27 protein-coding genes, 1 tRNA gene and 2 pseudogenes are annotated in these 26,260 nt (G+C 70.4%); 20 read left to right on the forward strand and 10 right to left on the reverse strand.

The genetic code is table 11. From position 1 onward, the window contains the following. The first annotated feature begins 110 nt into the window (after positions 1-110). Positions 111-518, forward strand: a complete 408-nt coding sequence (locus FB471_RS24700; RefSeq protein WP_142000738.1) for a DUF2267 domain-containing protein — start codon at positions 111-113, stop codon at positions 516-518. Here FB471_RS24700 and FB471_RS24705 read toward each other — a convergent pair. Beyond that, positions 511-702 carry a DUF397 domain-containing protein gene (locus FB471_RS24705; RefSeq protein WP_142000739.1) on the reverse strand — a complete coding sequence of 64 codons (192 nt, stop codon included), beginning with the start codon at positions 700-702 and terminating at the stop codon, positions 511-513. The genes FB471_RS24700 and FB471_RS24705 overlap by 8 nt on opposite strands. Continuing rightward, positions 702-1,553 carry a helix-turn-helix domain-containing protein gene (locus tag FB471_RS24710; protein WP_142000740.1) on the reverse strand — a complete coding sequence of 284 codons (852 nt, stop codon included), beginning with the start codon at positions 1,551-1,553 and terminating at the stop codon, positions 702-704. Before FB471_RS24710 ends, FB471_RS24705 begins: the two co-directional genes overlap by 1 nt. A gap of 153 nt (positions 1,554-1,706) precedes the next feature. Here FB471_RS24710 and FB471_RS24715 point away from each other — a divergent pair, with 153 nt between their 5' ends. Genes FB471_RS24715 through FB471_RS24730 form a run of 4 tightly spaced genes read left to right on the forward strand, consistent with a single transcriptional unit; the run spans position 1,707 to position 2,593 of the window. Then, positions 1,707-1,943 (forward strand): hypothetical protein, encoded by a 237-nt coding sequence (locus FB471_RS24715; RefSeq protein WP_142000741.1) that lies wholly within the window; start codon positions 1,707-1,709, stop codon positions 1,941-1,943. Then, on the forward strand, positions 1,936-2,187 hold the full coding sequence (locus tag FB471_RS24720; RefSeq protein ID WP_142000742.1) for a hypothetical protein: 252 nt from the start codon (positions 1,936-1,938) through the stop codon (positions 2,185-2,187). The genes FB471_RS24715 and FB471_RS24720 overlap by 8 nt, the downstream gene beginning before the upstream one ends. 5 nt (positions 2,188-2,192) lie before the next feature. After that, complete coding sequence (locus FB471_RS24725) at positions 2,193-2,381, forward strand: hypothetical protein (protein WP_142000743.1); 189 nt, start codon at positions 2,193-2,195, stop codon at positions 2,379-2,381. A 5-nt stretch (positions 2,382-2,386) separates the two neighbouring features. After that, positions 2,387-2,593 carry a hypothetical protein gene (locus FB471_RS24730; RefSeq protein WP_142000744.1) on the forward strand — a complete coding sequence of 69 codons (207 nt, stop codon included), beginning with the start codon at positions 2,387-2,389 and terminating at the stop codon, positions 2,591-2,593. Here FB471_RS24730 and FB471_RS24735 read toward each other — a convergent pair. Next, positions 2,581-3,372: an IclR family transcriptional regulator gene (locus FB471_RS24735; RefSeq protein ID WP_142000745.1), complete on the reverse strand. Its 792-nt coding sequence runs from the start codon at positions 3,370-3,372 to the stop codon at positions 2,581-2,583. The genes FB471_RS24730 and FB471_RS24735 overlap by 13 nt on opposite strands. A 2,046-nt stretch (positions 3,373-5,418) precedes the next feature. Between FB471_RS24735 and hutH the strand changes: the two genes are divergently transcribed. The 5 genes from hutH to hutI are packed head-to-tail and all read left to right on the forward strand — an operon-like array spanning position 5,419 to position 12,298. After that, positions 5,419-6,975, forward strand: a complete 1,557-nt coding sequence (gene hutH / locus FB471_RS24740) for a histidine ammonia-lyase (RefSeq protein WP_142000746.1) — start codon at positions 5,419-5,421, stop codon at positions 6,973-6,975. Then, positions 6,972-8,624, forward strand: coding sequence for a urocanate hydratase (gene hutU, locus FB471_RS24745; RefSeq protein ID WP_142000747.1), 1,653 nt, complete (start codon positions 6,972-6,974; stop codon positions 8,622-8,624). The genes hutH and hutU overlap by 4 nt, the downstream gene beginning before the upstream one ends. Beyond that, entirely contained in the window at positions 8,621-9,820 is a 1,200-nt protein-coding gene (locus tag FB471_RS24750) for an allantoate amidohydrolase (RefSeq protein WP_142000748.1), read from the forward strand. Before hutU ends, FB471_RS24750 begins: the two co-directional genes overlap by 4 nt. Further along, positions 9,817-11,118, forward strand: coding sequence for a formimidoylglutamate deiminase (locus tag FB471_RS24755; RefSeq protein ID WP_142000749.1), 1,302 nt, complete (start codon positions 9,817-9,819; stop codon positions 11,116-11,118). Before FB471_RS24750 ends, FB471_RS24755 begins: the two co-directional genes overlap by 4 nt. A gap of 19 nt (positions 11,119-11,137) precedes the next feature. Further along, on the forward strand, positions 11,138-12,298 hold the full coding sequence (hutI, locus tag FB471_RS24760) for an imidazolonepropionase (RefSeq protein ID WP_142000750.1): 1,161 nt from the start codon (positions 11,138-11,140) through the stop codon (positions 12,296-12,298). A 203-nt stretch (positions 12,299-12,501) separates the two neighbouring features. On the opposite strand, the gene FB471_RS24765 is transcribed toward hutI, so the two are convergent. Beyond that, positions 12,502-13,284, reverse strand: a complete 783-nt coding sequence (locus tag FB471_RS24765) for a hypothetical protein (RefSeq protein ID WP_246076566.1) — start codon at positions 13,282-13,284, stop codon at positions 12,502-12,504. Continuing rightward, positions 13,281-13,493, reverse strand: coding sequence for a hypothetical protein (locus FB471_RS24770; protein ID WP_142000751.1), 213 nt, complete (start codon positions 13,491-13,493; stop codon positions 13,281-13,283). The genes FB471_RS24765 and FB471_RS24770 overlap by 4 nt, the downstream gene beginning before the upstream one ends. Before the next feature lie 88 nt (positions 13,494-13,581). Here FB471_RS24770 and FB471_RS24775 point away from each other — a divergent pair, with 88 nt between their 5' ends. The 5 genes from FB471_RS24775 to FB471_RS24795 all read left to right on the forward strand — a co-directional run bounded on the left by FB471_RS24775 (position 13,582) and on the right by FB471_RS24795 (position 18,341). Beyond that, positions 13,582-14,295 (forward strand): dienelactone hydrolase family protein, encoded by a 714-nt coding sequence (locus FB471_RS24775; protein WP_142000752.1) that lies wholly within the window; start codon positions 13,582-13,584, stop codon positions 14,293-14,295. A 75-nt stretch (positions 14,296-14,370) separates the two neighbouring features. Beyond that, positions 14,371-15,951 carry a sensor histidine kinase gene (locus tag FB471_RS24780; protein WP_246076567.1) on the forward strand — a complete coding sequence of 527 codons (1,581 nt, stop codon included), beginning with the start codon at positions 14,371-14,373 and terminating at the stop codon, positions 15,949-15,951. Next, positions 15,948-16,610, forward strand: coding sequence for a response regulator transcription factor (locus tag FB471_RS24785; RefSeq protein ID WP_142000753.1), 663 nt, complete (start codon positions 15,948-15,950; stop codon positions 16,608-16,610). Before FB471_RS24780 ends, FB471_RS24785 begins: the two co-directional genes overlap by 4 nt. A 24-nt stretch (positions 16,611-16,634) precedes the next feature. After that, positions 16,635-17,456: a hypothetical protein gene (locus FB471_RS24790; RefSeq protein ID WP_142000754.1), complete on the forward strand. Its 822-nt coding sequence runs from the start codon at positions 16,635-16,637 to the stop codon at positions 17,454-17,456. 66 nt (positions 17,457-17,522) lie between these two features. Next, positions 17,523-18,341, forward strand: coding sequence for a cytochrome b family protein (locus tag FB471_RS24795; RefSeq protein WP_142000755.1), 819 nt, complete (start codon positions 17,523-17,525; stop codon positions 18,339-18,341). On the opposite strand, the gene FB471_RS24800 is transcribed toward FB471_RS24795, so the two are convergent. Then, positions 18,328-19,155, reverse strand: coding sequence for a glutamate ABC transporter substrate-binding protein (locus tag FB471_RS24800; protein WP_142002435.1), 828 nt, complete (start codon positions 19,153-19,155; stop codon positions 18,328-18,330). The two genes, FB471_RS24795 and FB471_RS24800, sit on opposite strands and share 14 nt — an antisense overlap. Before the next feature lie 145 nt (positions 19,156-19,300). Between FB471_RS24800 and FB471_RS24805 the strand changes: the two genes are divergently transcribed. The 5 genes from FB471_RS24805 to FB471_RS24825 all read left to right on the forward strand — a co-directional run bounded on the left by FB471_RS24805 (position 19,301) and on the right by FB471_RS24825 (position 21,873). Then, positions 19,301-19,642, forward strand: coding sequence for a hypothetical protein (locus FB471_RS24805; protein ID WP_142000756.1), 342 nt, complete (start codon positions 19,301-19,303; stop codon positions 19,640-19,642). Further along, positions 19,639-20,733 carry a C40 family peptidase gene (locus tag FB471_RS24810; RefSeq protein ID WP_142000757.1) on the forward strand — a complete coding sequence of 365 codons (1,095 nt, stop codon included), beginning with the start codon at positions 19,639-19,641 and terminating at the stop codon, positions 20,731-20,733. The genes FB471_RS24805 and FB471_RS24810 overlap by 4 nt, the downstream gene beginning before the upstream one ends. Before the next feature lie 69 nt (positions 20,734-20,802). Continuing rightward, positions 20,803-21,192 (forward strand): YbaB/EbfC family DNA-binding protein, encoded by a 390-nt coding sequence (locus FB471_RS24815; RefSeq protein WP_142000758.1) that lies wholly within the window; start codon positions 20,803-20,805, stop codon positions 21,190-21,192. Positions 21,193-21,198: 6 nt separating this feature from the next. Then, positions 21,199-21,720 (forward strand): YbaB/EbfC family nucleoid-associated protein, encoded by a 522-nt coding sequence (locus FB471_RS24820; RefSeq protein WP_142000759.1) that lies wholly within the window; start codon positions 21,199-21,201, stop codon positions 21,718-21,720. Between the two features lie 77 nt (positions 21,721-21,797). After that, a tRNA-Ala gene (locus FB471_RS24825) sits at positions 21,798-21,873 on the forward strand. A gap of 673 nt (positions 21,874-22,546) precedes the next feature. On the opposite strand, the pseudogene FB471_RS35320 reads toward FB471_RS24825, so the two are convergent. From FB471_RS35320 to FB471_RS24845, 4 genes and pseudogenes are all read right to left on the reverse strand, one after another. Next, positions 22,547-23,020, reverse strand: a pseudogene (locus tag FB471_RS35320) (recombinase family protein); the annotation flags it as partial. Next, positions 23,017-24,014, reverse strand: a pseudogene (locus tag FB471_RS24835) (IS481 family transposase). The pseudogenes FB471_RS35320 and FB471_RS24835, both read right to left, overlap by 4 nt. Positions 24,015-24,129: 115 nt before the next feature. Beyond that, positions 24,130-25,209 carry an alkene reductase gene (locus tag FB471_RS24840; protein ID WP_142000760.1) on the reverse strand — a complete coding sequence of 360 codons (1,080 nt, stop codon included), beginning with the start codon at positions 25,207-25,209 and terminating at the stop codon, positions 24,130-24,132. A gap of 23 nt (positions 25,210-25,232) precedes the next feature. Next, the gene (locus FB471_RS24845; RefSeq protein ID WP_142000761.1) at positions 25,233-26,171 is read right to left on the reverse strand and encodes an NADP-dependent oxidoreductase; all 939 of its coding nucleotides are present in this window, start codon (positions 26,169-26,171) and stop codon (positions 25,233-25,235) included. Between the last annotated feature and the right edge of the window lie 89 nt (positions 26,172-26,260).

Below are 26,260 nucleotides of genomic sequence, written 5' to 3' on the forward strand. Positions count from 1 at the left end.
ACCTTCCCGTTGATGGTCGCCGCGGGTTCCCCCATGCCGGCCGGTGCCCGTTCCGGCAGCGTTTAGTCGGCTCGGCCGTCGGCAACTCCGCTGGGGAGGAGAGGAGCGCTATGAAACACGACCAGTTCATCGGCCGGGTGCAGGCGCGAGCCCGCCTTGCCAGCAGGGGAGAAGCGGAAGGTATCACCAGGGCCACCCTGGAGACGCTGGGCGAGCGGATACCCGAGCGGGTCGCCGACCATGTCGCCGCGCAACTGCCCATCGAGATCGGCGAGCACCTGCGCCGCACGGTCACCATGGGCGGCGCGGGTTCCGGTGAGCGGTTCGGCATCGACGCGTTCGCCGAGCGGGTCGCCGAACGCGGGCACACCACGCCACCGCAGGCGGTCTACGGCTCCCGGGTGGTGCTCGAGGTGATCGGCGAGGCCACCGAGGGCGTGGTGGAGAAGGTCCGCGACTCGCTGCCCGGCGAGTTACGTGGCCTGGTCGACACCGGTAGTTCCGGTCCGCTCAGCTAGCGGCGCGCACCTGCCTGGTGAAGGCACGCCAGGCGCTCGCCGAGAGCAGAAGTGTGCCGCCGGTGCGGTCCTTGGTGTCCCGCACACCGACGTGGCGGTGTGCACCGTCCGGCAGCGCGATCTCGACACAGTTGGTGCCGGTGCTGCTCCGGCTGGACTTGCTCCACTGTCGCTCCGAAGCCATCACGGCACTCCTTCCGTCTCGGCGGCGATCCCGGCGATGAGACCGGCCGACTCCCTGGGGTCCAAAGCCACCGCGCCGATGGCATCGATGGCCCGCCGGTAACGAGCGACGTCCTCCGGCTCGTGCAGGAACAGCCCGGTGTCCCGTAGTTCGAGATGCACCACCGGGTCGTCCTCCGTGGACTCGATGAGCACGAACGGACCTTCCAACGCGGGGTGCCAGCCGCTGTCGAACGGCAGCACCCGCAGGTGCACGTTCGGCAGTTCACCGAGTTCGAGCAGGTACCTGAGCTGCTTGACCAGCACCTCCCGGGAGCCGATCACCTGGCGCAGCGCCGCCTCGCCGAGCAGGGCGACGAACTCGGCGGGCTCGGCCCTGGTGATCAGTTCCCTGCGGCCGACCCGCACGGCGACCCGGGTCTCCACCTCATCCTGCGGTACGCCGCCCGCTTCCATGATTGCCCGGACGTACTCGCTGTTCTGTAGTACGCCGGGAACCAGCAGCGGCGATACGTCGGTGACCGTGGTCGCGGTGCGCCCGCACTCCAGCAGCGCGTTGAGCTGCTGACGCTGCTCCGGAAGCGTGACCGCCAGCCACCGCGGCTCCCGGGTGCCGGTGGCCATGGCGTGGATGTCCGCGTAGCGCTCGCCGGAGATCTCCAGCGCGGTCAGTACCGCGGCGACGTCCTCCGGATCCGGCACCCGGTCGCCGGTCTCCCAGCGGGCGATGGTGCCCGGACTCTTGCCGGTCTTCGTCGCGAGACCCCGCTGGCTCAGCCCGCGCTCCCGCCGCGCCTCGGCGAGTGCGGCGCCGAGCGCGCGAGCCTTTGGTGTCCTCGTGCTTCCACCCACGTGCCACAGCATATGGCACGTCAGCGGGGTTCATAGCGTCACCCGAAGGAAGCATTGCTCCCGTCGCTTCCAATTGCTTCCTCCTGACTGGAAGCGACGGAAGCAGAGGTGTGCGGCCGTCGATCTGGAAGCAGCGTAGCTCGGAGGCGCACCGTGAACCCATCGCCGTGGCGAAGTGTCCGCATCGCGCCCGCGCGCACCCCCGGCGGCCAGGCCACGCACGTCGTGCTCGGCCTCGTCGCCATGGGCGGTGGCCACCTGGTGGCGATCCGGGTCGGTGACGGCGAGCCCGCGCACCTCGCTCGCCAGGGCGCGCTGGAACTGCTGGCCAGTGTGCGCCAGGTCATCGCGGAGCAGGATCGGTTGGACGGGCGCGGGTCCGATGAGTGATCCACTGTGGATGGTGCGGTTCCGGCCCGGGGTGGTCGGGGAGCGCTGGCGGATGGTGCACCTGGTTCCGGTGCCCGATCCCGCGGCCATCCCGGTCACCGTCGGCGACTGCGTGCGGGTGCTGCTGGCCTTGTGCGGCCAGCAGTTCGCGCCCGGGGAGGCCGAGCTGCTGTCCCGGCAGGCCGGCGCCCCGTGCGAGGTGTGCCTCGCGCTGCTCGAGCACGCGTCCGTCGAGGGCTGGTGAGCGGGATGGTGTCGATTCTGGTCCTCGTCGGCGCGTGCCTGGTCGCCGTGGCGGCCGGGTTCTGGCTCGGCCTGCTGTTCACCGGCCAGGCTTCGGGTGGCGGTCACCGGTTCCACGACCCGGCGGTGTCGGTGCGGGCGACGATCGCCAGGGCCACCGCCGACGAGCACGTGTGTCCTGAGTGGAGGGATTGATCGAGATGCGGAGCGCGAACGGTGGCCTGTGCACCGACACCTTCGTCTATGTGGACGAGCAGTGCACCTTCGATATGGACATCATCGAGACGGAGGTGCAGGTCACCATCGCCGGGAAGTACGGCGGATACTGCTTCCTCGTGCTGAGCAAGGGGGCGGTGCGGCGGCTCGCTCCGTTGCTCGACCGTGCGGTCGGCGGTCAGTCCGGCTGATCGGCCCTGCCGCCGATCCGGCTGGTCAGCTCGGTCGCGGTCGCCCGCACCTCGGCGGCGAGCCCCGGCCAGTCCTGCCCGCAGGGGCCGTCCTCGCAGTGGTGCCGGAAGGTCACGCTGATCGCGGCCAGCGGCCTGCCGCCGTGGTCGAACACCGGAAACGCCACCGAGGCGAACCCCGCGGTGACCTGGCCGTCCTCCACCGCCCAGCCACGACGGCGGTGCGTGCTCAGTACCCGCCGCAGCTCGGCCAGCCCGCGCGGTCCGCGTCCGGTGCGGTCCACGAAGGCAGTGGCCGCGGGGAACAGGGCCCGCACATGGGGTTTGGAAAGGTGCATCAGGATGGCAAGGCCGGAGGCGGTGAGCTGGCCCGGCAGCCGCACCCCGACATCGGTCACCAGCGTCTCCGGCTGGGCCGGGCGTTCCTTGATCAGGTACAGCGACTCGTTGCCGTGCAGCACCCCGAGGTGGGCGTTGTGGCCGACCCGGTCGACCAGCCTGCGTAGCAGCGGGGTGGCCGACCGTTCCAGCGGCTCGTGCCGCAGGTACGCCGAACCGAGTTCGAACACCGCGATCCCCAGCCCGTAGCGCCGCTCCGCCGGCAGGTGCGCGACGAACCCGGCCGCCTCCAGCTCGCTGAGCAGGTGATACGTGGTCGAGCGGGGCAGGTCCAGCTCCCTGGCCACGGTCGCGGCGGACACCGGCCCGGCATGTGCCCCGAGCACACGCAGCACCGCGAGCCCGCGGCGCAACGCCGGAACGTCACTGCTCGATCCCATCCGTGCCCTCCTGTCTGGTACCCCAGACGTGAGGGTAGGACATGTATCTTGATAGCGACCCGCTTCGGCGCCCACACTCTCGGATACGAGTCGTCCAGTCGAACTCGAAGAGTTCGCCACCCTGCTCGACCAATATGGTCGGCGGCGATGGGCCTGAACGTGTCTGGCCAGGCTCGTCGTTGCGTACCTGGCCAGACACGTTCCCTAATCCCTAGGGTGATGCAGCATAGAATTTCCTCAGAAAGGTCGTGTCAGCAGACTCGGGAGCAAGGGCGGCAATTCGGATTGTTACCGGGGCAGCACGAGACGATCGCGCCCCCGCATGAAGTCACCGCACAAAATATGCACGCGCCCGTGCCTGAGCATCCGAGACAGCCCACGCAGCCAGCGGCACTCAAGATGCAGCCGAGGTTGGCGTCGAAGTTGCAGTCGCTGCGTAGTTCGTACTCGCCAACTTGACAGATGCTATTACAGCCGCCGCATGGGTCTGCCTGTGCGGTGAGGTCCGCGCCTTCTGGTATTGGAATTGGAGGTGCGCCGTTGTAGCTGCGCGCCTCAGGACGAAGAATTGTATCGTTATTCCCACTATCGGTGGTGGTCGAGTGGAGGCTGAATACCTGTGCGACACTCCCCGTACCGTCAACCGGTGTGGAGAACTCTTGCGAGATCAATAGGCGGTTCTGAGAATGTATGTGAACCATCACGGCAGACTGTTCGATGCCGTTATCGTGAGTCAGTACAGTTGCCAGCACATCAATGTCTTCATCGCCGTCTGTCGTAGCTGTGCGTTGAAGGGTGGTTCGGCTCGCCTTGTCAAGGCCACACGCATCGAGCACGTTGCGGGAGTCGGCGCCGTCAAGATGACGTTGCACTTCTTGTGCAAGGGCGCGGCCACTCAATTCGCGCTTCGTCGTCACGCTTGCCACGGTTGTCCTTGGTGAGGCAAAAGCCGCCCTGCTCGTACCTAGCAGGATACCTGCTCCTGCCACGACGCCTGCGCCAACCCGAAGGAAAGATCGACGGGATTGTCCAGATGGCACGGGAGAGCGGTGGCGCCGCTGGTCAAGCCGTGCAGCTCCGAGTGTGCCGAGTACAGACCACGTGCGTGAAGCACCTAGCGTGCGGCCCAGCACGGGGCCAATCTTCCACCCCACCCAACCTTCAACCTGCTCGCCTCGAAGTCTGATGAGTGTTGGCATCCAGGGAGGTGACTTCCCGAAAACCTCTTCCCGTCACCGCGCCATGTCTGGGTTTGTGAGTGGCAAAACAGAGACCTTGTTGCCGAAGTCAGTCTGCAATTGCTTCGCCATAGCGCTACAGGTTGAGCATCCCGCGTCGAACCCCAAGAACAGGCGCTCGTCGCGGTCGACAGATCTTGACATTTCACATCCGATCAGCTGAATTAGATTCCATCTAATCGGCTCTAGACCGTCTCGCCTTTCTCCATGAGTTTATCACTGAGAGGATGACGAACAGGGCAGCCACTACCTGTAGAAGTGATAGCCAAATAGGGTTATCACTTCGAGTGGCCAAATATGCCCTGGTAAGAGCCACGCCGATTCCCAAGAGGAGACCCAGTAGGCGTGTTATGGGAGACTTCCACGGGTCTTTTTCCGCTGCATTCGTCCTAATTCGTTTTGCTCTTTAAATCCTAGATTGTTCGACAGGGAAAACTAACACGTTAGAGGATATCATGCAAGCCAGGAGTGTCTGGCAGCGTAATAGGCGATCGTTGTGTCTCCGCGCAACGACGTTGCCCTCTTGGATCAATTGGCGCACCTCGTACGTATCTGACGAGGCCTCCTTAAAGAACCATAGTGCACGATCGGGTGAAACCTCCGAATGGGCATGACTCGTGTCACGCTTAATCGCTGAATTGTGAATTAACAGCGACCTGGGGTGTGCTCGAGGGTCTCGTGCGCGTGGCGGGCAAACACGGGTACGTGGGGAGCAAACACGCCGGGCGGCTGGTGGGTGTCTGGTATGTCAGACGGGAGACGGCGCGCCGGGGCTGCTCAACGGGCGCGGGCGGGGTGAAATGGGGGCATGCCAGAAGCAGTGGAACTGGGCGAGCAACCGCTGCGCCCGGACCAGACGGTGGCCGTCGCCTGCGGGCGGGCCGCCGTCCGGTTCAGCGAGTTCGCCGAGCGGAAGATGGCCGAGTCCCGGCGCCATGTGGAGACCCTCGCCGGTGCCGAGCGGCCGACCTACGGGGTGTCCACCGGGTTCGGGGCGCTGGCCGTGCGGCACATCCCACCGGAGAGCCGTACCCAGCTACAACGCTCGTTCGTCCGCTCGCACGCGGCCGGGGCGGGCGACGCGGTCGAACCGGAGGTGGTGCGCGCGCTGATGGTGCTGCGGCTGCGCACCCTGGCCACCGGGCACACCGGCGTCCAGCCCGCGACCGCGCACGCGCTGGCCGACCTGCTCAACGCGGGCATCACCCCGGTGGTGCACGAGTACGGCTCGCTGGGCTGCTCGGGCGACCTCGCGCCGCTGGCGGCGGTGGCGCTCGCGCTGACCGGGGAGGGCGAGGTGTTCGACGCCACCGGTACCCGGATGCCCGCGGTCGAGGCGCTGCGAGTGGCGGGACTCGAACCCGTCACGCTCGCCGAGAAGGAAGGGCTCGCGCTCACCAACGGCACCGACGGCATGCTCGGCATGCTCCTGCTCGCCGCCGCCGACCTGCACCGGTTGCTGGACATCGCCGACCTCACCGCGGCGATGAGCGTGGAGGCACTGCTCGGCACCGACCGCGCCTTCGCCGAGGACCTGCAGGCCCTGCGCCCGCATCCGGGCCAGGCGGTCTCGGCGGCCCGGATGCGTACCGCGCTGGCCGAGTCGCCGATCGTGGCCAGCCACCGCGGCCCGGACTGCACCCGGGTGCAGGACGCCTACTCGCTGCGTTGCGCGCCCCAGGTACACGGCGCCGCGCGGGACACCCTGGACCACGTCGAGCTGGTCGCCGAACGCGAACTCGCCGCCGCCATCGACAACCCGGTGGTACTCGCCGACGGGCGGGTCGAGTCCAACGGCAACTTCCACGGCGCCCCGGTGGCCTACGCGCTGGACTTCCTCGCCATCCCGGTCGCCGACGTCGCCAGCATCGCCGAGCGGCGCACCGACCGGATGCTCGACGTGGCCCGCTCGCACGGCCTGCCTGCCTTCCTCGCCGCGGACCCCGGGGTCGACTCCGGGCACATGATCGCCCAGTACACCCAGGCCGCGGTGGTCAGCGAGCTGAAGCGGCTGGCGGCCCCGGCCTCGGTGGACTCCATCCCGAGCAGTGCCATGCAGGAGGACCACGTGTCCATGGGCTGGTCGGCCGCCCGCAAGCTGCGCCGCGGCGTCGAGGGGCTGACCACGGTGCTCGCGGTCGAGCTGCTCACCGCGGCCCGCGCGCTGGACCTGCGCGCCCCGCTGCTCCCCGCGCCGGTCACCGGGGCCGTACGCGACCTGCTGCGCACCCGGGTCGAGGGCCCCGGCCCGGACCGCCACCTCGCGCCGGAGATCGCCGCGGCCGAGGACCTGATCCGCACCGGCGCCGTACTCGACGCCGCCGCGGCCGTGACCGAGCATTCGCCGAACGGAGGTACCCGATGAGCAGAACGGTCCGGGCGGCCCGCGGGGGCACGCCGACCGCGCGCAACTGGCAGTCCGAGGCGGCCCTGCGCATGCTGCACAACAACCTGGACCCCGAGGTCGCCGAGCGGCCGGAGGACCTGGTGGTCTACGGCGGCACCGGCAAGGCCGCGCGGGACTGGGCCAGCTTCGACGCGATCACCCGCTGCCTGACCACGCTGGCCGAGGACGAGACCCTGCTGGTGCAGTCCGGCAAGCCGGTCGGCGTGCTGCGCACCCACGAGTGGGCGCCGCGGGTGCTGATCGCCAACTCCAACCTGGTCGGCGACTGGGCCACCTGGCCCGAGTTCCGCCGCCTGGACGCGCTCGGGCTGACCATGTACGGGCAGATGACCGCGGGATCCTGGATCTACATCGGAACACAGGGCATCCTGCAGGGCACCTACGAGACCTTCGCGGCGGTCGCCGAGAAACGTTTCGGCGGCAGCCTGGCCGGCACGCTCACCGTGACCGCGGGACTCGGTGGCATGGGCGGGGCGCAACCGCTCGCGGTCACCATGAACGGCGGCGCCGCGCTGGTGATCGAATGCGACCCGCACCGCGCGCGGCGCAGGCTGGAGACCCGCTATCTCGACGAACTGGCGTCCGATGTGGACGACGCCGTGCGCAGGGTGGGCGCGGCGCGGAAGGAACGCAGGGCGCTGTCGGTCGGGGTGATCGGCAACGCCGCCGAGGTGCTGCCCGAGTTGCTGCGCCGCGGGGTCGAGGTGGACATCGTCACCGACCAGACCTCGGCGCACGACCCGCTGGCCTACCTGCCGAAGGGCGTGGAGGTCGAGGACTGGGCCGACTACGCGGCGAAGAAGCCGGACGAGTTCACCGACCGGGCACGGGACTCGATGGCCGAGCACGTAGATGCCATGCTCGGTTTCCTGGACGCGGGCGCGGAGGTCTTCGACTACGGCAACTCGCTGCGCGGGGAGGCCAGGCTCGGCGGCTGCGAGCGGGCCTTCGACTTCCCCGGGTTCGTGCCCGCCTATATCCGCCCGCTGTTCTGCGAGGGCAAGGGCCCGTTCCGGTGGGCGGCACTCTCCGGCGACCCGGCCGATATCGCGGCCACGGATCGGGCGATCCTGGACCTCTTCCCGGAGAACGAGTCGTTGGCCCGCTGGATCAGGCTGGCCGGGGAGCGGGTCGCCTACCAGGGTCTGCCCGCGCGGATCTGCTGGCTGGGCTACGGCGAGCGGCATCGTGCCGGCCTGCGGTTCAACGAGATGGTGGCCAGCGGTGAGCTGAGCGCCCCGGTGGCCATCGGGCGGGACCATCTCGATGCCGGTAGTGTCGCCTCGCCCTACCGGGAGACCGAGGGCATGGCCGACGGCTCGGACGCGATCGCCGACTGGCCGTTGCTGAACGCGCTGGTGAATACGGCATCCGGGGCCAGTTGGGTGTCCATCCATCACGGGGGTGGTGTGGGTATGGGACGCTCGATCCACGCCGGGCAGGTGTGCGTGGCCGACGGCACCGCGCTGGCCGGGCAGAAGATCGAGCGGGTGCTGACCAACGACCCGGGCATGGGCGTGCTCCGGCACGTCGACGCGGGCTACGAGCGGGCGGCCGAGGTCGCCGCCGAGCGTGGTGTCCGGGTTCCGATCATGGAGGCGGAGTGAGCACGCAGGGGTTGCTGGACCAGATCGCCGATGTCGGCAGGGATCGGCGCCGCGGCGGCTACTCGCGGCACGCCTTCGACCCGGCCGAGCGGGAGCTGCGCACCTGGTTCACCGAGCAGGCGAGCCGGCGCGGGCTGGATGTGGAGACCGATCGCAACGGCAACCTCTGGGCGTGGTGGGGAAACCCCGGCCCGGACGCGCTGGTCACCGGAAGCCACCTCGACTCGGTCCCCGGCGGCGGTGCCTTCGACGGGCCGCTCGGCGTGGTCAGCGCGTTCACCGCGGTGGACGCGCTGCGGGAGCGGGGACGGCCGCCGCGGGCGCCGTTCGCGGTGGTCGCCTTCGCCGAGGAGGAGGGCGGCCGGTTCGGTGTGCCCTGCCTGGGATCGCGCCTGCTCACCGGCGCGATCGGCGCTGATGCCGCCCGGGCGCTCACCGACCCGAACGGGGTCACCCTCGCGGAGGCCGCGGCCGGCGCCGGGCTCGACCCGGAGCGGCTCGGCCCGGACCCGGACCGCCTCGCCGGCATCGGACGGTTCGTGGAGCTGCACGTCGAGCAGGGCAAGGGGCTCGGCTACGAGAACCGCCCGCTCGCGATCGGCACCGACATCAGCGCGCACGGCCGGTGGCGCTTCACCTTCACCGGGCAGGGTGACCATGCCGGGACCACCTTGCTGATGCACCGCAAGGACCCCATGCTGCCGGCGGCGGCGACGATCGGCGCTACCAGGATCGCCGCGATGGACGCCTCCCACGGGCGGGCCACCGTGGGCAGGCTGGTGCCGAACCCCGGCGGCACCAACGTGATAGCGTCCACTGTGGACTTGTGGCTGGACGCGCGGGCCGAGGACGAGTACTGCACGAGGGCGATGGTCGAGGAGATCACCGAGGCCGCGCGATCCGCGGCCGAGCAGGAGGGCTGCACCGTCCAGGTCACCGAGGAGTCCTACTCCGACACCGTGTACTTCGATCGGGAGCTGCGCCACGAGTTCGGCCGGGTGCTGGGCAAGGTGCCCGCCATCCCCACCGGCGCCGGGCACGACGCCGGCATCCTCGCCGCGCACGTGCCCACCGGCATGCTCTTCGTGCGCAACCCGACCGGGATCAGTCACGCGCCCGAGGAGTTCGCCGAACCCGAGGACGTGGAACAGGGCGCTGCGGCCCTGGCCGATGTGCTGGAGCATCTGGGCTCATGAGTATGTACTGGTGCGAGTACGCGTGGCTGCCGGACGGCGTGGCCGAGGGGGTGCGGATCGAGGTCGTCGGGGACCGGATCGCCTCGGTGGAACGGGATCTGCCCAGGGCGGGAACCATCCTGAACGGCCTGACCTTCCCCGGCTTCGCCAATACGCACTCGCACGCGTTCCACCGCGCGCTGCGCGGTCGGACGCACCACGAGCGCGGCACCTTCTGGAGCTGGCGCGAGCGGATGTACGAGCTGGCCGAGCGCCTCGACCCCGACTCCTACTACCGGCTGGCCCGCGCGGTGTACGCGGAAATGGTGCTGGCCGGCTACACCAGCGTCGGGGAGTTCCACTACCTGCACCACGCCCCCGGCGGCGCAGGCTACGACGAGCCGAACGTGATGGGCCAGGCACTGGCCGCCGCGGCCACCGACGCGGGCATCCGGTTGACCCTGCTGGACACCTGCTACCTGACCGGCGGGTTCGGCCAGCCGCTCAGCAGGCACCAGTCCCGGTTCGGCGACGCGGACGCCGCCGCCTGGGCCGAGCGGGCCCGCGCCTTCACCCCCGCCGGGGAGCAGGTCCGGCTCGGCGCCGCGGTGCACTCGGTGCGCGCCGTGCCCGCCGAGCAACTGCCCACGGTGGTCGAGGCCACCGGGGGGCTGCCCCTGCACGTCCACCTCTCCGAGCAGCGCGGGGAGAACGTCGACTGCCTCGCCCAGCACGGCCGGACCCCGACCACCCTGCTTTCCGAGTGCGGGGTACTCGGGCCGCATACGGTCGCCGTGCACGCCACTCACCTGACCAGCACCGATATCGGCGCGCTGAGCCGCACCGGCACCAAGGTCTGTTTCTGCCCCACCACCGAGCGCGACCTCGGCGACGGGATCGGCCCGGCGCGGGCGTTGCTGGACGCCGGGGTGGGGCTGTGCCTCGGCAGCGACAGCCACGCGGTCGTGGACGCCTTCGAGGAGACCAGGGCGCTGGAGCTGAACGAGCGGCTGGCCGGCGAGGAACGCGGCCGGATCGAGGTCGGCGAGCTGATGGCGGCGGGGACCCGCCACGACGCGATCGGCTGGTCCGAGGTCGGTGAGCTGGCCCCCGGCGCGGGCGCGGATCTGGTCACCGTGGATCTCGACTCGGTGCGTACCGCGGGCACCGAACCGGGCGGGGCGCTGTACGCGGCCTCGGCGGCCGACGTGCGCGAGGTGATGGTCGCCGGCCGGTGGGTCGTGCAGGACCGGGGGCACCGGCTGCTCCCGCACCCGGCGGCGGCGCTGGCAAGGGAGATCGGGCAGTTGTGGGAATGACCGGGATGACACCGTGGGAATGACGGCGACACTCCTCACCGAGATCGGCGAGCTCACCACCAACGACCCGGAGCTGGGTAGGCGCGGGGACGCCGCGCTGGTGCTGCAGGGCGAGCGGGTGGTGTGGGTCGGCGAGCGCGCCGCCGCGCCGCCGGCCGACGAGTCGGTCAACATGGCGGGCCGGGCGGTGTTGCCCGGCTGGGTGGACAGCCACACCCACCTGGTGTTCGCCGGGGACCGCACCGCCGAGTTCGAGGCGCGGATGGCGGGCGAGCCGTACCGCGCGGGCGGGATCGCGGTCACCGTGGAGGCCACCAGGGCCGCCTCCGACGAGGCGCTGGCGCAGAACCTGCGCAGCCACGTCGACGAGGCCGCGCGGCAGGGCACCACCTGCCTGGAGACCAAGACCGGGTACGGGCTCGACGTCGCCAACGAGGAGCGCTGCGCCCGGATCGCCGTCGAGGTCGCCGACGAGGTGACCTACCTCGGCGCGCACCTCGTCCCTCCCGGCTCCGACCCGGAGTCCTATGTGGACCTGGTGTGCGGGAAGATGCTCGAGGTGGTCCGGCCGCACGTGCGCTGGGGCGATGTGTTCTGCGAGGAGGGCGCCTTCGACGGGGAGCAGACCGACCGGCTGCTGCGGGCCATGGCCGGGCAGGGCCTCGGCCTGCGGGTGCACGGTAACCAGCTCGGTGCGGGGCCCGGGGTCCAGCTCGCGGTGCGGCACGGTGCGGCCAGCGTGGACCACTGCACGTACCTGACCGAGGCCGATGTGGCGGCGCTGGCCGGTTCGGACACCGTGGCCACCCTGCTGCCGGCCTGCGACCTCTCCACCCGGCAGCCGCCAGCGCCCGCGCGCAGGCTGCTGGACGCGGGCGCGACGATCGCGCTGGCCAGCAACGCCAACCCGGGCAGCTCCTACACCACCTCGATGGCGTTCTGCGTCGCCACCGCCGTGCTGCAGATGGGCCTCTCGGTGGACGAGGCGGTGTGGGCGGCCACCGCGGGCGGGGCACGGGCACTGCGCAGGGACACCGGCGACGGCGCGGTCGGCGTCATCCGGCCCGGAGCCCGCGCCGACCTGCATGTCCTGGACGCCCCCTCGGCCACGCACCTCGCCTACCGCCCCGGCGTCCCGCTCACCTGGGCCGTCTGGCGCCGCGGTCTCCGCCAACGCTGAGCTTCTTGTTCCTCAACGCGCGACACGATCGGCTCGGCGGGGCTTGGACTCCGCCCGGACCGGTGCCTCCGCAGGGGAGACGCCCCGCCTCGCCGCTCGTGGGCTGCTTGCCGCTGAGCACAGTGGCGCGGAGCGCATCCGTTTGGGTGGTGGTGGGAGACGGGCGGGCGTTCTCCCACTCACCATGAGCAGCTATCCCCAGTTCAGGAACAGGCTCGGAGGGGGATCCCCAGCGCACGGGCTTGCGCGACAGCCCGCGCGCGGAGGTCCGGTTCGAGGGCGTCCACGGCGGCGGTGAGCCGGTTCCCTGCCGCTTCGCCGAGGTGGCTGAGCAGGTCAAGGGCCGAGGGCCACAGGTCGTGCTCGGCGGCTGCCCGCGCCAGCCCGGCGAAGCGCTCCGGTGGGAGCAGCCCGATCACGTGGTCGATCCGGTCCTTCTCGTCGATCACGAAGGCGATCCGCAGCAGCGCGGCGTCCGGGATCCTCGCCAGGCTCGCCGACACCGCGGGCGCGGGCAGGTGACCGACGAACCGCCCGAGCGTGATCCAGTCCTCGCGGCCTGCCAGTTCCCCGGCGACCTCGGCCACGGTCGGCGCCGGAATCCCGGAGATGATCTCGCTCGCCCGCCGTGGATCCAGCTCGGCGGCCACGTCGGCGAGGAAACCGGGGGAGAGGCGACGTGCCACGTCCACCCCGCGCGGCACGTCCACCAGCCCGGCCACCCTGGCGCACAGCGCGGGCCCGAAGACCCGCTCGGCGATCCTGGCCAGCACCGCACCCGGCAGCAGCCTGCTGGCCACGGCCATCCGCCGCAACGCACCCAGGTTGCTGTCGAACAGCAGGTCCGTGGCCCGCTCGCGGAGCAGCCGCAGGTCCTCCGGAGGCACCCGCTCGAGGAAGTCGAACCGTTCCGGCGGCGCCTTGAGCAGCCGGGACAGCTTCAGCACCTCGGCCTGTGCGGCCAGCTCGTCCAGCCCGTCGCTCACAACCCCACCGCCTTGCGCACGGCTGTCCGCAGCAGCGCGGGAACGTATTTCAGTGACTCTTCGGCCGTCGTGGCCAGCTCCGCCGCCTGCCGCTCGCGGGCGGCCCGCAGCGCCTCGGCGAGCGCCTGCTGGTGCTCCTCGTCCAGCGCGGCGATGCCGTCCGGAAGGGGACCGAGTTGCTCGGCCAGCGGCCGGGTGGGGCCTGCCATGGTGCACCTCCGTCGGTGTCGGCCGGGACGATCTCGATCATCATGCCGCACCGCCGCGCCCGCATGCCGAAGGTCTACCGTGCGAGGTATGGCGCAGGAGATACAGACATCGACGATCACCGTGCACGAGCTGAACGCGTACCTGGCCCGCCCGGTGGGCGGTAGCGAGCGCGGCATGCTGCTGCTGCCGATGGTCACCGGCATCGGCGAGCAGGTGCGGGAGTTCGCGGCCGACCTGGCCGGCGCCGGGATCACGGCCCTGTCCTGGGACCCCTGGCACGGGCCGAGCACGGACGACACCCCGCGCGAGCGGTTGATGGAGCTGATGAACGAGCTGGACGACGAGGTGGCGCTGGCCGAGGCGGGGCAGCTGCTCGAGTACCTGTTCGGCGAGCTCGGGGTGACCAGGGCCGGCGTGATCGGCTGGTGTCTCGGCGGCAGGCTGGCACTGATCCTCGGTGGGCGCGAGCGGCGGCTGGCCAACGTGGTCGCCTACCACCCCACGGTCCCCGCGACCCCGGCGCCGAACCACACCCTCGACGCGGTCGAGCACACCCGGCGGATCACCGCTCCGGCGATGATGCTGTACCCGACCGCGGACACGCTCGTGCCGTGGGAGAGCTTCGCCCGGCTCCAGGAGGCGCTACAGTCCCGGGACACCGGCGCCGGCATCGTGCACACCTACCCGGGGGCCGAGCACGGGTTCAGTGACCGGTCCCGGCACGGCAACGAGGTCAACGCGACCGCGTATGCCGTCTCCTGGCCGCAGGTGCTCGAGTTCGTGCGGGCCACCACCGGCTGAGCCCTCGTTGCGCGGGTTCACGGCGTTGACTTTGGTCAGTGTCGCCGCCCGGCACGCGCCTTGTAGCGTCGTGACATGCGGAAATGGCGGCACGCGGCGGCCGTGCTGCTCGGCGCGGCCGCCTGGGTGGTGATCTGCGCGCTGGTCGTGTACGAGACCCGGCGCAACCCCACCCCGTGGGAGTTGATCGGCGGGCTGGCCTGCACCACGGTGGCCCTGGCCGCGTTGCGCCGCCTGCCGCTGGTCGCGCTCGCCGTGGCGGCGGCATCGAGCTTCGCGGTGCTGCCGAACTACTTCGGCCGGTTCCCGGTGTGGCCGGTGCTGCTGATGCTCACCATCGGCTACCTCGCCGGCCGCCGGATGGAGCACCCCCGCCCCGCGCTGCTCACCTTCGCCGGGATCGCCGTGGCCGGGTTGCCGGCGGCGTTCCTGCTGTCCGGCAACGGCCTCGGTAACTGGGTGACCCTGGTGCTGACCCTGCTGTTCGCGGTGCTCGTGCCCTGGCATCTCGGCCGGTACGTCCGGCTGCGGGCGGCGTTCGCCGACGACGGCTGGGAGCGGGCGGTACGGCTGGAGGCGCGGCAGCGGGCCACCGCCGAGCAGGCGCGGCTACGGGAACGCGCCCGGATCGCCAACGACATGCACGACTCGCTCGGGCACGAGCTGAGCCTGATCGCGCTGCGGGCGGCCGCCCTCGAGGTGGACGCCGGGCTCGGTGAACGCCAGCGCGGGGCCGCGGGCGACCTGCGGGAGAGCGCGGCCACCGCGACCGAGCGGCTGCGCGAGATCATCGGGGTGCTGCGCGAGGGCGCGGAACCGTCGACCCGGCCCGCGGGGGAGAGCACGGCCGAACTGGTCGAGCGGGCCGTCGCCTCGGGGATGCGCATCGAGTCCACCCTGGACGAGGCGGATGGGACACCGCCGATGGTGGACCGGGCCGTGCACCGGATCGTGCAGGAGTCACTGACCAATGTGGCCAAGCACGCCCCGGGAGCTCGGGTGCGGGTCACGGTCGAACGCGGGGACACGGCCACCACGGTGCTGGTCGGCAACGGTCCGCCGGCCGCGGAGCCGGGGCAGCACGGTTCGCCGGGCCCATCCGGGCGGTACGGGCTCGCCGGCCTGCGGGAGCGGGTCCGGCTGGTCGGCGGCACCCTGCACGCCGGCCCGGCCGGAGCCGGCTTCGAGGTCCACGCCGACCTGCCGCACGACACCGCACCCGGGAACGAAGCCGCCGAAGCGGCCGCACCGGCGCCGGAGGAGTCCGAGTCGGCCCGCAGGCACGTCGAGGCCCGCCGCGCGGCCCGGTCGACCCTGTTGCAGGCGGTGGCGATTCCCACGGCCGCCCTCATCGTGACCTTCGCGGTCAGCGCGGTGTACTACCTGAACAACTGGTACTCCTCCGCGCTCTCCGCGGAGGAGTACGCGGGCCTGCGCGTCGGGCAGACCCGGTCGACGATGGCGCTGCCGGATCGGGAGCGCGCGGAGCGGCCGGTCGTGCCCGAGCCTGCGTCCCCGCCCGGCGTGCGCTGCGAGTACTACGGCACCGACGCTTCCCTGCTCGGCACCAGCGGGGATGTCTACCGGCTGTGCTTCTCCGGCGGGCTGCTGGTTGCCAAGCGATTGCTCGAGAACGAACAGGGGGAGAGCGGTTGATCCGGGTACTGCTCGCCGACGACGAGGCGATGGTGCGGGCGGGGGTGAGCGCGATCCTGGCCACCGACCAGGAGATCGAGGTGGTCGCCGAGGCCGGGGACGGCAGCGCCGCGGTGGAACAGGTGCGGCTCACCAGGCCGGATGTCGCGTTGCTGGACATCAGGATGCCCAAGCTGGACGGGCTGGCCGCCGCGGCCGAGATCCGCAAGGTGCATCCACGCACCGCCGTGCTCGTGCTGACCACCTTCGGCGAGGACGCCTACATCGCGCGGGCGCTGGGCGAGGGGGCGAGCGGCTTCCTGCTCAAGTCCGGGGACCCGCGCGAGCTGCTGGCCGGCGTGCACGCGGTCGCGGACGGTGCGGCGTTCCTCTCACCCAAGGTGGCGCAGCGGGTGATCACGCACCTTGCCGGCGGTCGGCTCGCCCAGGGCGCGGCGGCGAGGGAGCGGATCGCCGTGCTCACCGAACGCGAGCGCGAGGTGCTGGCGCTGGTCGGGTCCGGGTTGTCCAATGCGGACATCGCGGGCCGGTTGCACGTCGTGGAGGGCACGGTCAAGGCGTACATGAGCGCGATACTGAACCGGCTGGAGGTGCGGAACCGGGTGCAGGCCGCGATCGTCGCCTACGAGGCCGGGCTGGTCCCACGGGCACCTCACTGAAGTGGTCACCGACGGAGAGGCGATATGAGTTCCACCGACTTCGGGAGTTACCGCGCGGACGCCCGTCCCGGCCTCGCGCCCGGCAGCACCGGGGAGCCGCCGGGCACCTTGTTCGCCGCCCTGTACGGGGAGCCGGCACGGCGGCCCGAGGCCGGGTCCGAGGACACCGAGGACGCGTACAGCCTGTTCTACCAGCGCTCGGTGGCGATGGGCTGGCTTGCCGAGGTGGGGCCCGCCGGCTTCTGGGGCATGAACGACGCCGGTCAGGAGCATCCGGATGCCGCACCCGCACCGTTCACCTGGTTCCAGGTAGGGCTCGAGCGGGTGCCGCCCGGCATGCCACTGCCGGTGCAGCCGTTCCTGTGCTGCGCGGGCGAGGTGGCGGCCCGGCTCGGCGTCGCGCGGCCGGACACGGTGCAACTGCTGTTACCCGTCCAGAGCCTGGCGGCCTCGGCACGAGCGAAGGCTCCGAGTTCCCTGCTGCACACCGCGGGCTGGTTCGCGGGCCGCTCCCCGCGGACCCGGATCCGAGCCACGCTGGACAGTGGCCGGGCCCCCACCGTCCCCGCCGCCGCGCCGGCGATGCACACCTGGATGCGGTCCCTCGAGCAGGAGGTCGTCACCTGGGACTCGTACCCTTCGACCGGTCACGAGCCACTGGCCGCGACGGTCCCGTTCCACGACGCCTTCTGGAACGGGCCACCCGGCAACCGGGTGACCTTCGAGGGCACGGTCGCGGAGTGGTCCCCGGACGCACTGGGCTGGGTGGCCGCGCTCCTCGCCGAGGGCGCCGCCCGGAACGGCGTGACCACCCCGGTGGTGCTCACCGCAGGGCGGGCCGCCTGAGCCGGCACGAGCCTGTTACCGGGCCGCGTTCGCCGGTGCCGTACCCGCGCGGGCAGAATGCCGCACATGTCTTCGGCCCGACGAGCCCGCCGCCGTGTCAGCTTCGTCGACCTGGCCATGCTCGCGCTCGCGATCTTCTCGGTCGGGCTGCTCGGGTATGTCACCTTCGCCGCGGTCTCCGACCGGACGGCGCACCTGGTGTTCATCATCGACACCTCGATCTGCGGGGTGTTCGCCGTGGAGTTCATCTGGCGCTGGCGAAGGGCCCGCTGGGAGAAGCGGTTCCCGCTGCGCAACTGGTACGAGATCCTCGGGATGATCCCGATCGCGCACCCGGCGCTGCGCGGGTTCCGGCTGTTGCGGATCGTGGTCGTCCTCTTGCGGCTCGCCCGCACCGCGGACCGGACCTTCGGCGAGCAGTTCACCCAGCGCCTGGTCGAGCGCATGTCCCGGCCGATCGTGCTGGCGATCAAGAAACCGATCACGGTCGCCGTGCTGGACGAGGTGGTGAAGGTGCTGGAGACCGGGAACTACCCGGAGAACCTGGCCCGGTCCCTGGACGAGAACCGCGCGATGCTGCAGGCGATCGTCACCGAGAAACTCAAGAACGACCCGCAGGCCGGGCGGTTGTCCAGGATGCCGTTCCACGACGAGATCGTCCGGTCGGTGGTGGACACGGCGATGCGGGTGACCCTCGAGGTGCTCACCGACCCGCGGATCGACGAGTTCTTCGCCCACGTGGTGCGGGAGAACCGCGAGCAGATCCGCACGGCGGTGGTGCTGGGTCTGCACGAGCAGGACGACGAGGAGCTCGCCGCGCAGTTGCCCACCCACCCCCAGCGGGAACGGCACGGTGGAGGCGGACCCGAGGTCACCGCTCGGTGAGCTCGGGTGGATCCGGCAACCGGTAGCCGGAGGGGCCGATGTTGTGCTCCAGCGAGTCCAGCCAGGCGCCGGTGCCGATCATCTTCTCGATGGCCTCGTTGACCGCCGACCTGGCGCCGGTGTCCCCCTTGCGCAGCCCCACCCCGTAGCGTTCGGTGGAGAATCGCTTGCCGACCACCTCGAGCAGTTCAGGGTGCTCGGCGGCGTAGCCCGCGAGGATCACCGCGTCGGTGGTGACCGCGTCCACCTGCCCGGCCAGCAGCGCGGTGACGCAGTCCCGGTAGCGGGGGTACTCGACCAGCTCCACCGCTCGTGCGAACCGGTCGCGGACCTGCTGGGCCGAGGTGGATCCGGTGACCGAGCAGAGCTTGCGCCCGTTCAGCGTGTCCGGGCCGGTGATACCCGCCGAGGGGTGTCGCACCAGCAGGTCCTGGCCGGTCTCGAAGTACGGCCCGGCGAAGGTGACCTTCTCCTTGCGGTCCTCGGTGATCGAGTAGGCGGCGACGACCAGGTCGACCCGCCCGGAGGTGAGATCGTCCTCCCTGGTCGCCGAGGTGGTCTCGCGCCAGGTGATGCCGGGACGTTCCACCCCCAGCTCGCCCGCGAGGTAGGTCGCGACGTCGACATCGAAGCCGACGAACCTGCCGTCTATCGTGCGTTCGGAAAGGCCGGGCTGGTCGAAACGGATGCCGATGGTGAGCCGCTCGCTGTCGTTGATCTCCGCCAGCAGCGAGCCGGGCTCGGCGTCCGATCCGGACACGCAGGCCGTGGCCAGCACCGTGGCCAGCACGATCGTCGGCCGGTCCAGCCGCATGGACACCCCCTGGAACGTGACGGGTAAGCCTGGGTTGATTCCACCCCACCGGGTACTGCTGGTGGTTTAGTCTCAGGGTCAGGGCGGAGGAGGGGAACCACCCGCGAGGTCGGCGCGTCGCACTTCGGGCGATCGAGGAGGGAACGTGGACGGGACACCACACAGGGGCTTCCACGTCGAGGAAGGGGCGTACGAGACCTACGCGCGCAACCTCGATCCGGTGGGGGACGAGGTGCGGGGAGCGGGCAGCAAGCACCTCGAGCCGAACACGGACCTGGACGGTGACGGGTTCTCCGCGATGGGTGGCGAGTCCGGTTTCACCGGGGCGTATGTCGGCCGGATGCGGGCCTTGCAGGATCGGATCGGCAAGCTGGGCGGCGCCTGGCAGCAGATGGGGGACGCGGCAAGGCGGACAAGGGCGAACTACGACGGCGTCGAGGCCGAGCACGAGGCGACGATGGGCCGGATCGGTAGGGAGCTCGGATGACCCAGGAGACCGAGGAGCTGATGCGGACCGGGCTGGACGTCCCGAACCAGCTCGGCGACAAGATGCGGACCGACAGCGCGGCCATCGACGGCGCGGTGAACGGCCAGGTCGCGCTGCGCACCTCGATCGACGGGGTACGCACGAACGTGCAGACCCAGCGGAACAACCTGGCCGCGCAGTCGTCAGGGAACACGACCGACAACGCGGTCAACGCCTCGGTGGACCTCGAGCAGGAGGTCCAGCAAGTCCTCGACGAGAGCGCCGAGATCGAGCAGGCGGTGGCCGAGGCGGCCGAGACGCTGAAGGTCGGGCAGATCGAGAACGACCGCATTCGCGACGAGATCATCAAGGACATCGCCAAGACGCTGAAGACGGTCGCCGCGCTGCGGGCGCAGCCGGACGGCAAGGGGAACGCGGCCGCGCAAAAGCTGCTCACCGACCTGCTCGCCCGGGTGCAGGAGGCCACCGGGCGGTCGGCGGACAACGCGCAGGCGACCATCGCCTCGTTGAGCACCCTCGCCGGCGACCTCGGCGGCGGGCAGCCGACCGCACCCAGCGGCTCGGGCGGCGGTGGCTCCTCGGCGCCCGTGGCCTTCAACGCCGGTGGCCACGGTGGCGGTGGTGGTGGAGGCGGGGGCGGCGGTTCGGTGTCCAAGCCGCGCCTGCCGGTCGCGATCCCGCCACAGCCGGGTACCGGGGTCGACGTCAACCTGCCCGACGGCAGCACCGTCAAGGCACCGAACGAGACGGCCGCGAAGGCCGTGCGCGCGGCGATCTCGAACCTGGGCGTGCCGTACGTCTGGGGCGGGACCAGCCCCGGTGCCGGGCTGGACTGCAGCGGGCTGACCATGACCTCCTACGAGGAAGCCGGGTTGGAGATCCCGCGCAAGTCCAACCAGCAGACGGTGGGCGCCGAGGTCCCGTCGATGGACCAGTTGCTGCCCGGTGACCTGGTGGTGTGGTCCGGGCACGTGGCGATGGTGGTCGGCAACGGGCAGATGATCGAGGCGGGCGACCCGGTGCAGATCGGTCCGATCCGCACCGAGAACGCGGGCCAGCAGTTCATCGGTTTCTATCGCCCTACCGGGTAGCGGCGTAGGCCGGCCGACGTGGGCTAATGTGCGCAGCGGTAGGAATGAACGGCCGGGGAGGCTGCCGGGGTGGCGGAAATCGATGTCGAGCGGGAAGCGGCGCGGGTGTCGGAGCAGGTCGAGGCCACCGCGGAGCGCGCGCGGGAGCAGTTCGCCCGGGCCGGCAGCGTGTCCGGCCAGGCCGAGACACCCGACGGGGCCATCCGGGTCGAGGTGAACCCCGGCGGGCTGCTGACCGGGCTGACCCTGACTCAGGTCGCACTGCGCGGCGGGAGCGACGCGCTGGCGCGGCAGATCATGGAGTTGACGCAGCGGGCGACCCGACGCGCGGGGGACCGGATGTACCACACCCTCGCGCCCGTCCTCGGACCGGAAGGGGAGCAGCAGCTGAAGTCCCTCGGCTACGAGCCGCTGCCGGAGGATGAGGACGCACCGTCGATCGACTTTGACGGAAGGTGATCGACGATGGTCGAGCAGGCGCCCATGGGTCGGACCACCTATGAGATCGTCGCGGACGCCAAGGCACGCCAGGACGCTTTCACGCAGGTGGAAAGCCTGATGGCGCAGGCAACCGGGACCGGTCACGATGTCGACGGCACCATCGAGGTCACTGTGGACGCCCGCGGCAAACTCCTCGGCCTGTGGCTCGCGCCAGGCGCCGTCAACTGGGGCCCGGACCGCCTCGGCTCGCTGATCGTCGAGGTCACCCAGGTCGCGATGCGCGAGGCCACCCAGAACAGCTACAACAAGGTCGCCCTGCTGCTCGGCGAGGACATGACGTACCTCATCGAGCAGCTGTCCGGCATGCCGGCCCCGGCCCGCGCCGAGCACGACGATCGAGGTATGACCGTCGAGGAGTTCCAGCGCCGCCGCGACGAGCGGCTGCGTACGACCCAGCGTCGTACCCCCAGCGCACCACAGCCTGACCAGGCGGAAGATGATGACGTCTTCTCCTTCGACCCCGCGTCCCTGCGGTCGGACCGGTAGGCGGCCCCCCATGGTGGCGCACACGCGGACGTGAGGTAACGTAGGGAAGTACGAGATGCGGGGTTCATCCCGCACCCGGGGCTATGGCGCAGCTGGTAGCGCACCTCACTGGCAGTGAGGGGGTCAGGGGTTCGAGTCCCCTTAGCTCCACCATAGAGGTACTACTAGAACAAGTGCCTGATTGAATGCCTTGGAGTAGGACCGTGACTCCGGAGGGCGAGGGTGGGCCACCTGCTTGGCGGGTGGCTTTTTTGCTGTCTCGGGGCTCCGGTGCGGTGGGGGCGGGGTGCTGTGTTGGCAGCTGCGCTTGCTGGATGGCGTGGAGTTGCCCGAATGGTTCTTGGAGGTTGTGGTCGGTGACGTCCTCGTCCTCGATGTAGATGGTGTGGAAGATCCCCTGATTGAGCAGGCGCCGCTGCTGCTCGTTGCACCGGCGGTACAGCTGTTCGGGGCGTTCGAGCAGTGTCAGGCTCACGTCGATCAGGCGGGCGGCATCGGTGAGGTCGGTGGAGGCGGTATCGCGGCGCTGGGCGAGGTGACGCCGCTGGTGTTCGATGTGGCGGAGTTTGGCTTTGACCTTGGTTTGCGGCAGGGTGCCGTCGGCGGCGAGGTCGATCACGTTCTCCTCCTGGGTGTCGAGTTCGTGGAGTTGGCTGGAGAGCTGTTGGTGCAGCAGTCGCGCGGCTTTCTCCTGTTCGTTGACGACGGTGTCGATCTGGGCGCGGATGTCGGCGATGAAGGCTTGGCTGAAGCGGATCGTGGCGTAGTGCCGTTCGACGGCGTCCTCGACGAGTTCGGCGTTGACGTGCGGGGCGTCGCAGGTACCGGTCTGGCGGCCACGGCAGAAGAAGTACAGGTACCCGGCGCCCTTGGAGTTGAGGGTGCGCTGGATGATCATCCGTTGGGTGGTTCCGGCTACTCGTCGGCAGCGTCCGCAAAACAGCGAGCCCTTGAGGTGGTGGTGATGCACCCGGCGCCGCTCCTTGGCCGCGGACCGCGAGTTGAGCCGATCCTGGACCCGATCGAAGAGGTCGTCGTCGATCAACGGTTCGTGCCGGCCTGGGATCTCTTCGCCCTTGTGGGTCACATAGCCGAGGTAGTAGCGGTCGCGCAGCATCTGGGAGAGCTTGTTGATCGAGACCTTCTTCGCCGGGTGTTTCGCCGTGGGGCGGGTGCGTAGGCCGCGGTCGTAGAGTTCATCGGCCAGCTCGTCGAGTGTGTAGTCGCCGGTGTCATACAGCTCGAAGGCGAGTTGGACGAAGGGTGCCCGTTCGTCGTCGAGGACGATGGTGCGGATCACCTGTATGAGGCCATGACGTTGGTGACGCTGGTGTGGAGCCGAGGCTGGTGGCTGGTTTCCGGCGGCGGTGTGTGGTCGATGGTAGTTGTAGTGCAGGTTCCAGACGTTGAGGGCTGTGGTGCGTTGCTGTTCGCTGGTCCAGGTCCGGGCGTAGAGGAATTCCTCGCCGAGGACGCGGTTGTAGCGCTCGCCTGTGCCGTTGTGGCGGGGCGTGTATGGGGTGATTCGTTGGTGGCGTGCTCCGTGTAGGACGGTGGCGAAGTCGTGTGCGCGGTAGCAGGCGCCGTTGTCGGTGACGGTGCGGTGGATGTGCCGGATGCCGTGGTGGGCGAAGAACGCTCTGGCTCGGTGGGTGAAGCCGATCGGGGTGATCGCCTTCTCGTCGGGCAGGGCTTCGGTGTAGGCCAGCCGGGAGAACCCGTCGACCGCGGAGTGCAGGTAGGTGTAGCCGGTGCGGGCTCCGGCATCCTTGGCTCGTTCGACCTGTTTAGCTTGCTCGCTGCCCCTGCCGTGGGCGCGCCACCCACCGCCGTCGGGGATGGCGCCGACCTTCTTGACGTCGAGATGGACCATGTGGCCGGGCCAGCGGGCGGTGATGCGTCGAGGCACGCGGTTGCTCGCGCCAGTCGGGTCCAGGAACCGGCGGCGGTTGAGGCCCAGCTGAGCCAGGTGACGGCCGACTGTGCGCACCGAGATGGCCATCCTCGCCGGCCAGCTCCTGGGCGATGCGGCGCGCCGACCACTTTCGGTCCCGGCGCAGCCGCTCGATCCGGACCACAACCTCGGCAGGCGTGGCGGTGGGCTGCCGGTTCGGGACGCTCGGGCGGTCCACCAGGCCCGCGTCCCCGTACTTGCGGTGGCGGTTGACCCACCGGGAGGCACACTGCCGCGAGATCCCCATCTCCGCCGCGACGTGGGCGATCGGTCGGGTCTTGCAGCGCTCGACAAGGCGGTGACGGCCTTCGACAGTCAGCGGGGCGTTACTGTGAGACATGGACGGGTCTTTCTGCTCGGCGGACGAGTTGGTCGTACTTCTCATCCTGCCGCCGAAAGACCCGTCCCCTGCCTCAGGCCCTATCGGCCGTCACCAACGTCACGACCCACAACACCTAGCCCTCGAGTGTGGGGTAGTCGGTGTAGCCGCGGTGGTCGCCGCCGTAGAAGGTGGCCTTGTCCGGGGTGTTGAACGGCCCGCCGTCGGCGAGGCGACGGGGCAGGTCGGGGTTGGCGAGGAACAGAGCGCCGAAGGCGATCAGGTCGGCGGTGCCGTCGTCGACCAGGCCGAGGGAGTCGGCGCCGGTCGGTTCCGGGTAGGTGAACGGGTTGAGCACGAACACGCCCGGCCAGTCCTTGCGCAGCCGCGTGGTCAGGTCGCGGTCGGGGCCCTCCAGCAGGTGCAGGTAGGCCAGGTCCAGTGGTGCGAGTTCGGCGACGAGGGTCGTGTAGGTCTGTTCGACATCGGCGGGATCGGTCTCGGCGATGTCGTTGAGCGGGTTGCCGGGGGAGATACGGAAACCGGTGCGATGACCGCCGATCGCCTCGGCGACCGCCGCTGCCACCTCGACGCCGAGGCGGATCCGGCCTGGCACCGAGCCGCCCCAGCCGTCGGTGCGCTGGTTGGCGTTGGGGGCGAGGAACTGGTGGATGAGGTAGCCGTTGGCGCCGTGGAGCTCGACCCCGTCGAAGCCGGCGACGATCGCGTTGCGTGCCGCGTCGGCGAAGTCGGTGATAGTCCGGGCGATCTCGGCCTCGGTAAGCTCCTTCGGCGTGACGAAGTCCTTCATGCCGTCGTGCGTGAACACCTGGCCCTGCGCGGTGACCGGGGACGGGCCGACGGGGACGAGTCCGTCGGGCAGCAGGCTGGGGTGGCCGACGCGGCCGGTGTGCATGAGTTGCGCGAAGATCGTGCCGCCCTCGGCGTGCACGGCGTCGGTGACCTTGCGCCAGGCGGCGATCTGTTCGTCGGAATGCAGCCCAGGCGTGTCCGGGTAGCCCTGGCCGACCACCGAGGGCTGGGTGCCTTCGGTGACGATCAGCCCGGCCGAGGCGCGCTGGGCGTAGTAGGTGGCGTTGAGCTCGGTGGGACTCGCGCCGGGCCCGTAGGCGCGGCTGCGGGTCATCGGGGCCATCGCGATGCGGTTCGGCAGGCGCGTGCCACCCAGGTCGATCGGGTCGAATGCGGTGGTCATCGTGGACGTTCCTTTTGTGGTGATCAGGCGGGGGTCAAGACGGTCTTGCCGGCGAGTCGTCCGGTGGCTGCCTCGTCGTGGACGGCGGGCAGGTCGGCGAGCGGGCGGCGGGCGGCGACGTCGATGCGCAGCTTGCCGGCATCGACGCGGGTGACGAGCTCGGCGAGCTGGTCGGCCTTGCTGAGCACGAACACACCGGCCGTGCGGATGCCGCGGCCCGGGTTCTCGGGCGGCGGGGTGGTGGTCGAGACCAGCGCGCCACCGTCGGCGACGAGGTCGGCGAGTGCTGCGGTCTCCTCCTGCGTGGTGGTGACGAGATTGACCACGACGTCGAACGGGCTGCCTTCGACGGTCAGTGGGCCGATTGTGTGGTCGAGGTGGCCCACGACGCGGTCGGCGCCATGCCGGTGGAGCCGGTCCGTGTGGCGCCGGCTCGCGATCCCGGTGACCTTCGCTCCAGCCTGGTGGGCGAGCTGCACGGCGTATCCGCCGACCGCGCCACCGGCTCCGTTGATCAGGACGTTCTGTCCCGCCTGGAGGCCGGCGAGGTCGAACAGTGCCTGCCAGGCGGTCAGTCCGCCCACCGGCAACGCGGCGGCGTCGGCCAGCTCGACCGTCTGCGGCGCGGTGACGAGGGCCGCCGCGGGCGCGAGGGCGTAGTCGGCGGCGGCACCGTCGGCGTTCATCGGCAGGAACGCCACCACGGCGTCGCCGATCTGCCAGCCGTCGACCCCGGCGCCGAGCTCGGCGACCGTTCCCGCGACGTCGATGCCCGGGGTGTGCGGGAACTCCACCGGGAATACCTCGTGCAGAGCGCCGACCCGGATGCCGACGTCGACGGGGTTGAACGACGTTCCCGCGACCTCGATCAGCACCTCGCCCGCACCGGGCTTCGGCCGCTCGACCTCCTCGTACCTGAGCACGTCACTGCCGCCATAGTCGTGGTAACGAACTGCTCGCATGATTCCCTCCTCGGAAAGTGCTTCGATGTCGAAGTGACTCCAGGCTAGCTTGCTTCGAGATCGAAGCAAGCCGATGGCGTCGTGAGGTG

It is taken from the genome of Amycolatopsis cihanbeyliensis (assembly GCF_006715045.1).
Taxonomy (GTDB): Bacteria; Actinomycetota; Actinomycetes; order Mycobacteriales; family Pseudonocardiaceae; genus Amycolatopsis; species Amycolatopsis cihanbeyliensis.

Excerpts from the sequence above, each read along its gene's own strand:
- FB471_RS24755 (WP_142000749.1), top strand. The coding sequence starts at position 9,817 with ATGAGTATGTACTGGTGCGAGTACGCGTGGCTGCCGGACGGCGTGGCC.
- FB471_RS24845 (WP_142000761.1), bottom strand. The coding sequence starts at position 26,171 with ATGCGAGCAGTTCGTTACCACGACTATGGCGGCAGTGACGTGCTCAGG.
- FB471_RS24705 (WP_142000739.1), bottom strand. The coding sequence starts at position 702 with ATGGCTTCGGAGCGACAGTGGAGCAAGTCCAGCCGGAGCAGCACCGGC.
- FB471_RS24700 (WP_142000738.1), top strand. The coding sequence starts at position 111 with ATGAAACACGACCAGTTCATCGGCCGGGTGCAGGCGCGAGCCCGCCTT.
- FB471_RS24800 (WP_142002435.1), bottom strand. The coding sequence starts at position 19,155 with ATGCGGCTGGACCGGCCGACGATCGTGCTGGCCACGGTGCTGGCCACG.
- FB471_RS24790 (WP_142000754.1), top strand. The coding sequence starts at position 16,635 with ATGAGTTCCACCGACTTCGGGAGTTACCGCGCGGACGCCCGTCCCGGC.
- FB471_RS24720 (WP_142000742.1), top strand. The coding sequence starts at position 1,936 with ATGAGTGATCCACTGTGGATGGTGCGGTTCCGGCCCGGGGTGGTCGGG.
- hutI (WP_142000750.1), top strand. The coding sequence starts at position 11,138 with ATGACGGCGACACTCCTCACCGAGATCGGCGAGCTCACCACCAACGAC.
- FB471_RS24770 (WP_142000751.1), bottom strand. The coding sequence starts at position 13,493 with ATGGCAGGCCCCACCCGGCCGCTGGCCGAGCAACTCGGTCCCCTTCCG.
- FB471_RS24775 (WP_142000752.1), top strand. The coding sequence starts at position 13,582 with ATGGCGCAGGAGATACAGACATCGACGATCACCGTGCACGAGCTGAAC.
- FB471_RS24810 (WP_142000757.1), top strand. The coding sequence starts at position 19,639 with ATGACCCAGGAGACCGAGGAGCTGATGCGGACCGGGCTGGACGTCCCG.
- FB471_RS24730 (WP_142000744.1), top strand. The coding sequence starts at position 2,387 with ATGCGGAGCGCGAACGGTGGCCTGTGCACCGACACCTTCGTCTATGTG.
- FB471_RS24735 (WP_142000745.1), bottom strand. The coding sequence starts at position 3,372 with ATGGGATCGAGCAGTGACGTTCCGGCGTTGCGCCGCGGGCTCGCGGTG.
- hutU (WP_142000747.1), top strand. The coding sequence starts at position 6,972 with ATGAGCAGAACGGTCCGGGCGGCCCGCGGGGGCACGCCGACCGCGCGC.
- FB471_RS24795 (WP_142000755.1), top strand. The coding sequence starts at position 17,523 with ATGTCTTCGGCCCGACGAGCCCGCCGCCGTGTCAGCTTCGTCGACCTG.
- FB471_RS24780 (WP_246076567.1), top strand. The coding sequence starts at position 14,371 with ATGCGGAAATGGCGGCACGCGGCGGCCGTGCTGCTCGGCGCGGCCGCC.
- FB471_RS24840 (WP_142000760.1), bottom strand. The coding sequence starts at position 25,209 with ATGACCACCGCATTCGACCCGATCGACCTGGGTGGCACGCGCCTGCCG.
- hutH (WP_142000746.1), top strand. The coding sequence starts at position 5,419 with ATGCCAGAAGCAGTGGAACTGGGCGAGCAACCGCTGCGCCCGGACCAG.
- FB471_RS24820 (WP_142000759.1), top strand. The coding sequence starts at position 21,199 with ATGGTCGAGCAGGCGCCCATGGGTCGGACCACCTATGAGATCGTCGCG.
- FB471_RS24725 (WP_142000743.1), top strand. The coding sequence starts at position 2,193 with ATGGTGTCGATTCTGGTCCTCGTCGGCGCGTGCCTGGTCGCCGTGGCG.